Annotated in this window: 9 protein-coding genes; 1 reads left to right on the top strand and 8 read right to left on the bottom strand. The window is 67.9% G+C overall.

From position 1 onward, the window contains the following. Positions 1 to 50: 50 nt before the first annotated feature. From A6A25_RS30070 to typA, 7 genes are all read right to left on the bottom strand, one after another. Positions 51 to 1118: an ABC transporter ATP-binding protein gene (locus tag A6A25_RS30070; RefSeq protein ID WP_073895891.1), complete on the bottom strand. Its 1068-nt coding sequence runs from the start codon at positions 1116 to 1118 to the stop codon at positions 51 to 53. Beyond that, a complete protein-coding gene (locus tag A6A25_RS30065; protein ID WP_073895889.1) occupies positions 1115 to 2302 on the bottom strand; it encodes an ABC transporter ATP-binding protein in 1188 nt (395 codons plus the stop codon). Before A6A25_RS30065 ends, A6A25_RS30070 begins: the two co-directional genes overlap by 4 nt. Further along, positions 2299 to 3258 (bottom strand): ABC transporter permease, encoded by a 960-nt coding sequence (locus A6A25_RS30060; RefSeq protein WP_073895887.1) that lies wholly within the window; start codon positions 3256 to 3258, stop codon positions 2299 to 2301. The genes A6A25_RS30065 and A6A25_RS30060 overlap by 4 nt, the downstream gene beginning before the upstream one ends. Further along, a complete protein-coding gene (locus tag A6A25_RS30055; protein WP_083668785.1) occupies positions 3251 to 4249 on the bottom strand; it encodes an ABC transporter permease in 999 nt (332 codons plus the stop codon). The genes A6A25_RS30060 and A6A25_RS30055 overlap by 8 nt, the downstream gene beginning before the upstream one ends. Positions 4250 to 4397: 148 nt before the next feature. Beyond that, complete coding sequence (locus A6A25_RS30050) at positions 4398 to 6221, bottom strand: ABC transporter family substrate-binding protein (protein ID WP_073896183.1); 1824 nt, start codon at positions 6219 to 6221, stop codon at positions 4398 to 4400. A gap of 291 nt (positions 6222 to 6512) precedes the next feature. Beyond that, on the bottom strand, positions 6513 to 8183 hold the full coding sequence (locus tag A6A25_RS30045; protein ID WP_073895885.1) for an ABC transporter family substrate-binding protein: 1671 nt from the start codon (positions 8181 to 8183) through the stop codon (positions 6513 to 6515). A 583-nt stretch (positions 8184 to 8766) separates the two neighbouring features. Then, on the bottom strand, positions 8767 to 10668 hold the full coding sequence (gene typA / locus A6A25_RS30040) for a translational GTPase TypA (protein ID WP_073895883.1): 1902 nt from the start codon (positions 10666 to 10668) through the stop codon (positions 8767 to 8769). 147 nt (positions 10669 to 10815) lie between these two features. On the opposite strand from typA, the gene A6A25_RS30035 reads away from it, so the two are divergent. Beyond that, positions 10816 to 11028, top strand: a complete 213-nt coding sequence (locus A6A25_RS30035; RefSeq protein WP_143193490.1) for a hypothetical protein — start codon at positions 10816 to 10818, stop codon at positions 11026 to 11028. 69 nt (positions 11029 to 11097) lie between these two features. On the opposite strand, the gene A6A25_RS30030 is transcribed toward A6A25_RS30035, so the two are convergent. After that, positions 11098 to 11397, bottom strand: coding sequence for a YciI family protein (locus A6A25_RS30030; RefSeq protein ID WP_073895879.1), 300 nt, complete (start codon positions 11395 to 11397; stop codon positions 11098 to 11100). Positions 11398 to 11419: the final 22 nt, after the last annotated feature.

The raw sequence follows: 11419 nt of genomic DNA, 5'->3' as shown, positions 1-11419 counted from the left end.
CGAACGATCGACGCGACCTCGCGGGTCGGGCGGCGGCCGATCGGCCGAACTCAACCCACCAGGGCAGGCATGACCTCGGCGAAGTGGCACGCGGAGAGCGTGCCGTTGGCGTCGCCGCGGCGCTCCAGCTTGGGCTCCTCGACCGCGCAGATGTCCTGCGCCTTCCAGCACCGGGTGCGGAAGCGGCAGCCCGACGGCGGGTTCACCGGCGACGGCACGTCACCGGTGAGCACGATCCGCTGCCGCTGCCGTTCGACCTTCGGGTTCGGCACCGGCACCGCCGACAGCAGCGCCTGGGTGTACGGGTGCATGGGCCGGGCGTAGATGTCCTCGCGGTCACCGATCTCGATGATCTTGCCGAGGTACATCACCGCGACCCGGTCGGAGATGTGCCGGACGACCGACAGGTCGTGCGCCACGAACAGGTACGCCAAGCCGAGGCGTTCCTGCAGCTCCTCCAGCAGGTTCACCACACCCGCCTGCACGGACACGTCCAGCGCGGACACCGGCTCGTCCAGCACCACGAGCTTCGGGTTGAGCGCGAGCGCGCGGGCGATGCCGATGCGCTGGCGCTGACCGCCGGAGAACTCGTGCGCGTACCGGTTGCGGTGCTCCGGGTTCAGGCCGACCAGCTCCATGAGCTCGTTGACCCGGGCCTGCACGTCCTTGCCGGTGCCCTCGGGCATGCCGTGGATCTTGAACGGCTCGGAGATCAGCTCGTTGATCTGCCAGCGCGGGTTCAGCGAGGCGTACGGGTCCTGGAACACGATCTGCATGTCCCGGCGCACGCCGCGCAGGCCCTTGCCGCGCAGGGTGGTGAGCTCGCGGCCCTGGAACTTCACCGAGCCGGACGTCGGCTTGTGCAGCTGCAGGATGGCGCGACCGGTGGTCGACTTGCCGCAACCGGACTCGCCGACCAGGCCCAGCGTCTCACCCGGGTACAGGTCGAAGCTGACCCCGGACACCGCCTGGACCTGCCCGACCGTGCGCGGGATGATGCCGCCGCCGCGCACCGGGAACGACTTGACCAGGTCCTTGACCTCCAGCAGCGGGGTCTCGCCCGGACGTCCGCCCGAGTCGAGGCCCCCGGCCTGGGGGTTCACGTCAGTCGAGGTCATGACGTCGGCTTCTCCTCTTCGTGCAACCGGGCTTCGACCACGTCGAGGTCCTCGCTCACCGGGATGTCCGGGTTCGCCATGGTCAGCGAAGCCGGGTTCTCGACCACGCCGATCTCCTCGTGGGCGAACAGCCGCTGCGGGTTCTCGATGGTGGCCAGGTGCGCGGAGCGGTGGCACCGCGCGAAGTGGCCCGCCCGGTCGGTCTCCAGCAGCAGCGGCTCGGTCTCGCGGCACTCGTCGATCGCCAACGGGCAGCGGGGCGAGAACGAGCAGCCCCGCGGCAGGTTCATCAGCGAGGGCGGCGCGCCCTTGATCGGTGTGAGCCGCTTGCCCAGCATGTTCGGGTTCGGGATCGAGCCGAGCAGGCCGACCGTGTACGGCATGCGCTGGGCCTCGAACACCTCGTCCACGGTGCCCTGCTCGACGACCGTGCCGCCGTACATGACCTGCACGCGGTCCACCATGCCCGCCACCACGCCCAGGTCGTGCGTGATGACCATGATGCCCGCGCTCGTCTCGTCCCGGATGCGCAGCAGCGTGTCCAGGATCTGCGCCTGCACGGTCACGTCCAGCGCCGTGGTCGGCTCGTCCGCGATGATCACGTCCGGGTCGTTGATGATCGCCATCGCGATCATCGCGCGCTGCCGCATGCCGCCGGAGAACTCGTGCGGGTACTGCGCCGCGCGGCGATCCGGCTGCGGGATGCCGACGAGCTCCAGCGCCTCGACGGCCTTGGCCCACGCCGCCTTCTTCGACACGTCGTGGTGCGCCTGGTGCGCCTCGGCGAGCTGCCAGCCCACCGTGTACACCGGGTTCAGCGACGTCATCGGGTCCTGGAAGATCATCGAGATGCCGTTGCCGCGCACCGGCTGCATCTGCTTGTAGTTCAGGCCGACGAGCTCGCGGTCCTTGAACTTGATCGACCCGCCGACCTTCGCGGTCTTGGGCAGCAGGCCCATGATCGCCATCGACGACACCGACTTGCCCGAACCCGACTCACCGACGATGCCGAGCACCTCACCGGGGCCGAGGGTGAACGACACGTCCCGCACGGCGTGCACGGTGCCGTCGTCGGTCGGGAAGTCGACCGACAGGTTCTCGACCCGCAGCAGCTTCTCGCCGCTGCCGGTCGTGTTCTCCCACGCCGACGACCCAGGCGCTCCCATCACGTCCACCTCACTCATGCCTTCACCCTCTTCTGCCGCGGGTCGAAGGCGTCCCGGAGACCGTCGCCGATGAAGTTCACCGCGAGCGAGATCAGCACGATGAACACGAACGGGGTGAGGAACAGCCACGGGTGCAGCGTCAACTCGTTCTTGTTCAGGCTGATCATCAGGCCGAGCGACGTGTCCGGGCTCTGCACGCCCAGGCCGATGAACGACAGCGCCGCCTCCAGCAGCACGGCCTGCGCGATCGCCAGCGTCGCGTTCACGATGATCACGTCGACGGTGTTGGGCAGGATGTGCCGGAACACGATGCGGAACGTGGACGCGCCCAGCGCGCGGGCCGCCTCAACGAACTCCTTCTCGCGCAGCGACAGCACCATGCCGCGGATCACCCGGGCGATCGACAGCCAGCCGATCAGGCCCAGGTAGAGCGCCACGATCAGCCAGTTGCTGCCGCCGCTGCCGCCCGCCACCGACACCACGAAGCTGTTGCGCACCAGCACGGCCGCGATGATCAGGCTGGGGATCACCAGCAGCAGGTCGATGAAGCGGCTGATCAGCGTGTCGACCCAGCCCTTCATGTACCCGGCGACCGCGCCAAGCACCACGCCGATGACGGTGGACAGCACCGCCACCACGATCGCGATCTGGAGCGAGAACTGCGTGCCGCGGATGATCAGGGCGACCATGTCGCCGCCCAGCCGGTCCGTGCCGAACGGGTGGTCGGCGCTGGGCGGCAGGTACCGCTTGAAGCCGAGGTCCGTGTAGGAGTACTTCCAGAACAGGCTGCCGAAGAACGCGAACAGCACCAGGACCACGAACAGGACCAGGCCGACCAGGGCGGCCTTGTGCCGGGTGAACCGGCGCAGGATGACCTGCCACTGCTTGCGCGCCGTGGTCGTGTCGAACGTGCTCGCCTCGCCGCCCGACTGGGGCGCGGGCGCCTGCGCCACGGGGGAACCGATCTCAGTCAAGGCGAATCCTCGGGTCCAGGAACGCGTACAGGATGTCCGCGATCAGGTTGAACACGATGATGAACACGGCCGTCAGCATCATGAAGCCGAGCACCTGGTAGGGCTCGATGTCCGTGATCGCGTCAACGATGAACTTCCCCATGCCGGACCAGCTGAAGACCGTTTCGGTGATCACCGCGCCGCCGAAGCCGGCGCCGATGTTCAGCGAGGAGACCGTGATGATCGGGATGAGCGCGTTGCGGAACGCGTGCCGGAAGATCGACCGCGCCTCCGAAATGCCCTTCGCCTGCGCCGTGCGCACGTAGTCGGCGTTGAGCGTCTCCAGCATCGAGGCGCGCTGGAAACGGCTGTAGAGCGCGAACTGGATGACCACGAGCGAAATGGTCGGCAGGATGTACGCGCCGGAGTACTGGAACACCTGCTCGCCGAAGCTGCCACCGAAACCGTCACCCGGCGGACCCGCCGTGATGATCCACCGGTCGGCGCCGATCGATTCCAGCCAGTTGTTCAGCTCGATACCACCGGCCTTGAGCACCAGTGCCACGCAGAACAACGGCATCGAGAACATCGCGAACGATATACCGGTCGCTGTGTAGTCGAATATCGAGTACTGTCTGACCGCGCCGATGACGCCGACGGCGATACCGAGCAGCAGCGCGATGAGTTCCGCGCCGAGGATCAGCCGCAGCGTCACGCCGAACGCCTTGATCAGGTCGTCCTTGACGGGCTTGCCCGCGTTGCCGGGGTTGACGGACTCACCCCAGTCGCCGGTCACGAAGTTGCCCGCCCAGTCGACGTAGCGCTCCATGAACGGCTTGTTGTAGCCCGTCCGCTCGTAAGCGGCGGCGATCTCCGCCGGTGTCCGGGGCTTTTGCAGCTTCCACTCGCCAAGGGGGTCGCCCATGGCGTTGACGAGACCGAAGCAGAGGAATGAAGCGACGATCAACAGCGGAATCGAGATCAACAACCGCCGGATTATGTAACGGAACATGACGAGTCTCTAGTCTCCCTAGGCACCCCCGCGTGCAAGCGTGGGAGCCTACCGGACGCGGACACCGTCCGGGGGCCGGTGCTTGTGGCACCGGCCCCCCGGCGGTTGGGTCGTGCTCTATCTGGCTGGACTCACGGTCCTGGCTTTGTTACTTCTTCTGCCAGGCGTAGAGGTTCCAGGTCACACCGCCGCCGACACCGATGTACGAAATCGGGCCGATGTCCGCGCTCGACGCCGCGAAGTCGGTCAGCTGGAACAGCGGGATGCTGTGCAGGTCGTCCCGCATGATCTTGTCCGCTTCGTTCATCATGGTGATGCGCTTCTGGTAGTCCAGCTCGGCGTTCGCGGCTGCCCACTTCTCCGTCAGAGCGGCGGAGTCGTAGTTGTTGTAGTTGCCCGAACCACCCTTGGCCTTCTGCGCGTAGTTGCCGTACGCACCGGCCTTCAGCGGCTGGCCGACCCACGCGAACAGCGCGGCGTCGAACTCGCTCGCCGGGAGGCGCTTGTCGTTGAAGTCCGCCGCCTGGTCGGCGACGATCTCGATACCGGCCTGCTTGCACTTGTCCTGCAGGATCCGGACCGTGTCCGAACGACGCTGGACGATCTTGTGGCCCAGCTTGAACGACGCGCGGAACTCGCCCTTGGTGTAGATGCCGTCGGCGCCCTGCTTCCAGCCGCCGTCCTCGAGGGTCTTCTTGGCCGCCGCGACGTCACCCTTGCCGACGTCGCCGTAGTGGTCCTCGTAGCCGACCTCGTTCGGCTGGAACGTCAGGCTGCCCAGCGGCTTGGCGTTCGGGTCGACGTCCGCGATCAGCTTCTCGACCAGGGACTCACGGTCGAAGCACTGGGCGATCGCCAGGCGCAGGTCCTTGTTCTCCTTGAACAGCGGGCGCGCCATGTTGAAGTCGACGTGCTCGTAGGTCTGGCCACCGGCCGCGTAGACCTCGAACGCGCTGTCGCCGCGCAGCTGCTGGGCGACCGCGGGGTCGGCCTGCGGCGCGATGACCTGGACTTCCTTGTTCTGCAGCTGCTGAGCCGCGGACTGGGCGTCGGTGTTCGTCTTCAGGATGACCTTGGACGGGCCACCGGGGTTGCCCCACCACTTCGGGTTGCGCTCGAGGACCGTCTGGTCCTTGAGGTCCGAGGAAATGATGATGTACGGGCCACCGGACAGGGCGACCGCCGGGTCGAAGCCCAGCCAGCCCGTGGTGTAGAACTCGGCAACCTTCTTGACCGTCTCGTCGTTCTGCGACGGCGACACCTTGGTGATGTCCGAGACGCCGGTCTTCTGCTCCAGGATGTGCGCCGGCAGCAGGCTGTCGCTACCGGGCTGCGAGAACAGGCCGCGGTAGTCCGCGAACGGCTTGTCCTTGAAGAACGTCGTGGTGATGGTCTTGTCACCGTCGGAGCACTCGAGCTTCTCGATGTTCTCGTAGCCCGTGGGCGACGAGTCGAAGATCGAGGCCTCTTCGCCGCTCTCGCTCTTGGTGGTGGCCTTGCTCGTGGCCGCCAGCCACTTCAGGTGGAAGTCGTCGCAGTCGATGGCCTCGCCATCGGACCAGACGGCGGCCTTCTGCACCTTCCACTCGATCGTCTGCGGGTCGCTCGACGTGACCTTGATGGACTCCATCAGGTCACCGTCGACCTTGATCACGACCTTGCCGTCGACCAGCTCGGTGACGTAGGGCGAGGGCTGCACGTTGGACAGCGCGATGGTGCTGGAGAAGTTGTTCGTCGCGCCGATGTTGTTGTTGTAGTTGTGGAAGCCCTCTTCCACGGCGACCGCGATCTCGCCGATGTCCTCTACCTTCGGACGCTTCAGCAGCTGGTCCTGACCACCGATCGAACCGGGGTCGAGGTCCTGCGGCCCGCCTTGGTCGCCGCTGCTCGAGCCGCCGCCACCACACGCGCTCAGCACGAGCGCGGCTCCGGTCAACAGCGCAAGCGCCGAGACAGCCTTTGATCTCCTCATCGACACGTGCCCTCCTAGCACTGGGTTGGAGCGACCGTTTGGGCCGACTTCCACCCATAACCGTGATGTGCCAAACGCGCCCCGAACCGACACACCGTTGCAGCACGATAAGAAGCCGTGCGCGGCACGGTCACTGCCCATCGGCCGATCGTGACCAAAGGGTGACACGTTGGTCGCAGCACGCTACTTCGTCGTTACCGGGCGGGAGCGTTCGTTAACCGGACGACGGGAATACTGTCAATACTGCGCCTCGAACGCATCTTGAAGCCAGTGTTTCGTCCGAGTCAACTGTCAAGGATCTTCCCGGCGCCAGGTGCGCGCGGTGCTGAGCGGACCGGCGAACGGAGCACCGGCGGTGACGTTCACGGCCTCCGGTAGGACGACCAACAGGTCCGCTACCTGGAACAACGGCAGCGAGACGGCCTGCTGCCAGAGCACCGGCTCGATGGTCTTCAGGGCGTCGGCGAGCAGCACCTGGCCACTGAGGGCCTGTTCGATCACCGGTTGGACCGACTGGTCGCAGAAACCGGACAGATTCGCCGGAATGGGTGTACCGCCGTCGTCCGGCGACGGGCGGCAGCCGAATGTGGAAGCCAGAACGGCCGCGGAATCACCGGTGTCGACCTGCGGCACGACGGCAATGTCCACCGGCTCATTGGAAGCGGCGGTATCCGACAGATCTTGGGCGAACAACTGATTGGGCTGCGTTGTCAGGACGCGTACAGCGATTCCGGACAATGACAGTTGACGCTGGACGCGGTTCGCGACGGTGACGTACGGCTCGATCCCGGCCGGTGCGGCGATGGTCAACTCCATCGGCTTGCCCTCCCGCTCCCACTGTCCGCCCTCCGGACGGGTGTAACCCGCCTGGGTGAGCAGTTGCGCGGGGTCACCCGACTTGGGGGGCATGGTCGGGGTGTAGCCGGGCTTGCTCGGGGGGATCACCTGGGCGTCCGCGCGGAGGTTCTCGCTGGGGCCGCTGCGGGAGCCGGCGTCGATCAGGTCGTCGCGGTCGAGCAGGTTCAGCACGGCGGTGCGGACGCGGACGTCCTGCATGCGCGGCGAGGCGGGGCGGAACAGGAGCTGGACGACTTCCGGGCGGGGGACGACGACGCTGGTGAGCGGCGTGGTCTTGGCCAGTTCGGCGATGTCCTTGGTCGCGATGGCGTCCGCGCGGAGGAGGGCGACCTGGTCGTCACCGGTGTTCAGCGCCTCGATCGTGTCGTGCTGGTTCGCGCGGCGCAGGACCAGCCGGTCGAGCGCGGGCGGTGCCTCCCAGAAGCGGTCGCTGCGCTCGAGGATGATCTCGCCGCGCGGTTGGTCGAGCGTGCGGACCGCGAACGGCCCGGCGGTGGCCGGGAAGCTGTCCGCGAGCGCCGCACCCCACCCGCCGGGGGCGTCTTTGAGCAGGTGGGCGGGCAGGAGGTTGCGGAACAGGCTGCGCCAACCGGGGTAGGGCTTGCTGAACACCACCTCGACCACCTTGCCGCCCTCGCGGCTGGTGATGTCGTCGATCAGCCGGTACCCGGCCGGGTCGACCACCCCGGGCTCCTCCCGCATCCGCTGCCAGAGGTACACGAAGTCCTCCGCCGCGACCGGCGCCGAGTCCGACCAGCTGGCATCACGCCGCAACGTGTAGGTAACCGTGTACGGGTCCGCGCTGGTCACCTCGGCGCTCACCAGGAGGTCCAGGTCGAGCCGCGGACTGCCGTCCGCATCGGTCCGGAAGGTCGAGGGCAGCAGCAGCGCGGCGAGCGCCGTCGTGACCGTGCTCTGGCTGGCCAGCGTGTGCGGGTTGTAGCCGCCCTTGATGTCGTCCATCCCGACGACGACCTCGTTCTGCTTCTCCTTCGGGACGACCGTCATCCCCGGCGTCGAAGGCACCAGGGGCGGCGGTGGCGTAGCCGTGCAACCGGCCAGCACAAGCGCAGCCAACACCGCAAGAACCTTCCGCGTCCCCATGGGTACGAGCGTGCCAGACGACGCGGACAGTTGACGCCCAACCCCACGACTCCCACCCCAACGACACCCCACCCACCCCAGCTCCTCGCCACCCACTCCCCGCCCAACGCACCCCTCGCAGCTCACCCCCTCACAGCCCGCCCCCGCGCAGCCCACCCTCGCCACCGCACCCCCAGGCGAACCCCATCCCTTCGCCACTTCCCCTCGCCGCCAACCCGCAACCGCCGACCGCCAGCCGCCCACCCGATCCTCAGCCACCCGATCACCCCAGCCACCGCGCCCGCCGGTCACGCGGCTGCGCACGGCGCCCAGCATCTCCCCCACGGCGGCCCGCACGCCCCGTAGCCACTTTGGCGGCCTACCCATCGCGGGGTGTGGCGTGTCCCGCATCCCATGAGGCCTGGTTCGGCCGCGGTTTCCTCATGTTCCAACCGAGGGACGGTAACGGTGTTTCCGTACATTTTTGGCCTATGTTCACCCGATCGTGTTCGGTGGTCACGGGGGGAACGGCGGCCAAAGCCACGGGCACCCCTGGCCGGAGCCTGGGGTGCCCGTGGCAGACCCTATATATAAGGAGAAGCGGTTAGCCCCGCAACTTGTTGCGGCTGCGCTCGCGGCCGCGCTGGTTGGCGTCCAGGGTCACCTTGCGCACCCGCACGACCTCCGGCGCGACCTCGACGCACTCGTCGGCGGCGCAGAACTCCAGCGCCTCCTCCAACGACAGCTTCCGCGGCCGGGCCAGGGTTTCCATCACGTCGGCGGTCGAGGTGCGCATGTTCGTCAGCTTCTTCTCACGGCACACGTTGACGTCGAGGTCCTCGGCCCGCGGGTTCTCGCCGACGACCATGCCCTCGTACGCCTCGGCGCCGGGCTCCACGAAGAACGTGCCCCGATCGGCCAGCTGGATCATCGCGTACGCGGTGATCTGGCCGGAACGGTCGGCGACGAGCGAGCCGTTGTGCCTGGTCCGGATCTCGCCGGCCCACGGGCCGTAGCCCTCGGACACCGCGTTCGCGATGCCGGTGCCGCGCGTCTCGGTCAGGAACTCGGTCCGGAAGCCGATCAGGCCGCGCGACGGCACGACGTACTCCAGCTTGATCCGCCCCGAACCGTGGCCGGACATGTTCTCCATCCGACCCTTGCGGTTGGCCAGCAGCTGGGTGATCGCACCCAGGTGCTCCTCCGGCGCGTCGATCGTCAACCGCTCGAACGGCTCGTGCAGCTTGCCGTCGATGGTCTTGGTGACCACCTGCGGCTTGCCGACGGTCAGCTCGAAGCCTTCCCGCTTCATCTGCTCGACCAGGATGGCCAGCGCCAGCTCACCGCGGCCCTGCACCTCCCAGGTGTCCGGCCGGTCGGTGGGCAGCACGCGCACCGACACGTTGCCGACCAGCTCCGAGTCCAACCGGGTCTTGACCAGGCGCGCGGTCAGCTTGGTGCCGCCGCCGCGACCGGCCAGCGGCGAGGTGTTCACGCCGATCGTCATCGAGATCGCGGGCTCGTCGACGGTGATCCGCGGCAGCGGCTCGGGGTTGTCGACGTCGGCGAGCGTGTCGCCGATGGTGATGTCCGGGATGCCGGCGATGGCGACCAGGTCACCCGCCCGCGCCTGCTCGGCGGGCACGCGGTCGAGCGCCTCGGTGATCAGCAGCTCGGTGATGCGGACCTTCTGGATGGAGCCGTCCTCGCGGCACCACGCCACGGTCTCGCCCTTGCGGATGCGGCCGGCCTCGATGCGGCACAGCGCGATGCGGCCCAGGAACGACGACGCGTCGAGGTTCGTCACCAGCGCGCGCAGCGGCGCGTCCGCGTCACCCATCGGGGCCGGGATGTGCTTGAACAGGACCTCGAACAGCACGTCGAGGTTCTCCTCGTCGGGCAGGCCGCCGTCCTCGGGCTGGTTGAGCGACGCCCGGCCGGCGCGCGCGGAGGCGTAGACGACGGGCAGGTCGAGCACCGAGTCGTCGGCGCCGACCTCGCTGGCCAGGTCGAGCAGCAGGTCGTGCGCTTCCTCGACGACCTCGGAGATCCGGGCGTCGGGGCGGTCGACCTTGTTCACCACGAGGATCACCGGCAGGCCGGCGGCCAGCGTCTTGCGCAGCACGAACCGGGTCTGCGGCAGCGGGCCCTCGGAGGCGTCCACCAGCAGCACCACGCCGTCGACCATGGACAGGCCGCGCTCGACCTCACCGCCGAAGTCGGCGTGGCCGGGGGTGTCGACCACGTTGATGGTGACGGGACCGTCGGGCGTCTGGCGGCGCACGGCGGTGTTCTTGGCGAGGATCGTGATGCCCTTCTCGCGCTCCAGCTCGCCCGAGTCCATGACCCGGTCGACGAGCTCGGCTCGTTCGGAGAAGGCGCCGGACTGGCGGAGCATGGCGTCGACGAGGGTCGTCTTGCCGTGGTCAACGTGCGCGACGATCGCGACGTTGCGCAGGTCGTTGCGGACCAGCGTTTCCTTGATCGACGCGGTGGCCGTGGGCACGCGGAACTCCTAGAGCTGTTTGTGCGAGGGAAGCCAGGCGCCGGACGGTGGATCGCGCGCAGCCTGAGTACAGCTTACCGGTCGGGGTGCCTTTACCACACAGGGACGGCAGGTGAGGTCAGCCTCACCTACTCTGAGGACACCCGGATGAGTGGAGCACGTCGCGTGGGCAAGGTCAAGGTGAAGAAGAAGTGCTGCCGATCGACGCCGAGGTGCAAGAGCTGTCCGGTGGTCGTGCTGCTCAAGGCTCGGGAGAAGGCGGCGAAGAAGGCCGCGAAGAAGGCGGCCAAGCAGGAGCGCAAGGCCGCGAAGGTCGGTAAGCCCGGGAAGAAGGACGGCAAGAAGAAGGTGACCGCGTGAGGGCGAAGGTGGCCGCGTGAGGGCGACCGCCCGGCCGACGCCGGGTGGGACGTGGTCCGTGCCCGCGGGCTAGCCCATCGCCGCTTCGTTCACCCTGGCCAGCTCGGGCGCCGTCCGGGTGGCCTGGAACTCCACCACCTGGTACTTCGCCAGCTTGCGGATGGCGAACGGGTCGGTGGCCAGCAGCGCGTCCAGCTTCCCGCGCACCATCGGTCGGGCGATGATCACGCCGCCCACGCGGGGCACCTGACGGCCCGAGGCCAGGAAGTACCCGGCCTCGTACTGCTTCTTCAGCCACTCCACGTGGTCCGGGAGGGCGTAGTCGACCTCGTCCAGCGGTGCGGTGTACTCCAGCAGCACGACGTACATGGAAGAAATGTAGACCCGCGAC

The organism is Saccharothrix sp. CB00851, assembly GCF_001905065.1.
Classification (GTDB): domain Bacteria; phylum Actinomycetota; class Actinomycetes; order Mycobacteriales; family Pseudonocardiaceae; genus Actinosynnema.
The sequence above is the reverse complement of the archived record's forward strand: the minus strand, read 5'-3'. Positions and strand labels throughout refer to the sequence as shown.

Bases quoted from the DNA above. Each gene is read 5' to 3' on its own strand.
- A6A25_RS30070 (WP_073895891.1), bottom strand. From the start codon at position 1,118: ATGACCTCGACTGACGTGAACCCCCAGGCCGGGGGCCTCGACTCGGGC.
- A6A25_RS30065 (WP_073895889.1), bottom strand. From the start codon at position 2,302: ATGAGTGAGGTGGACGTGATGGGAGCGCCTGGGTCGTCGGCGTGGGAG.
- A6A25_RS30055 (WP_083668785.1), bottom strand. From the start codon at position 4,249: ATGTTCCGTTACATAATCCGGCGGTTGTTGATCTCGATTCCGCTGTTG.
- A6A25_RS30050 (WP_073896183.1), bottom strand. From the start codon at position 6,221: ATGAGGAGATCAAAGGCTGTCTCGGCGCTTGCGCTGTTGACCGGAGCC.
- A6A25_RS30045 (WP_073895885.1), bottom strand. From the start codon at position 8,183: ATGGGGACGCGGAAGGTTCTTGCGGTGTTGGCTGCGCTTGTGCTGGCC.
- A6A25_RS30035 (WP_143193490.1), top strand. From the start codon at position 10,816: ATGAGTGGAGCACGTCGCGTGGGCAAGGTCAAGGTGAAGAAGAAGTGC.
- A6A25_RS30030 (WP_073895879.1), bottom strand. From the start codon at position 11,397: ATGTACGTCGTGCTGCTGGAGTACACCGCACCGCTGGACGAGGTCGAC.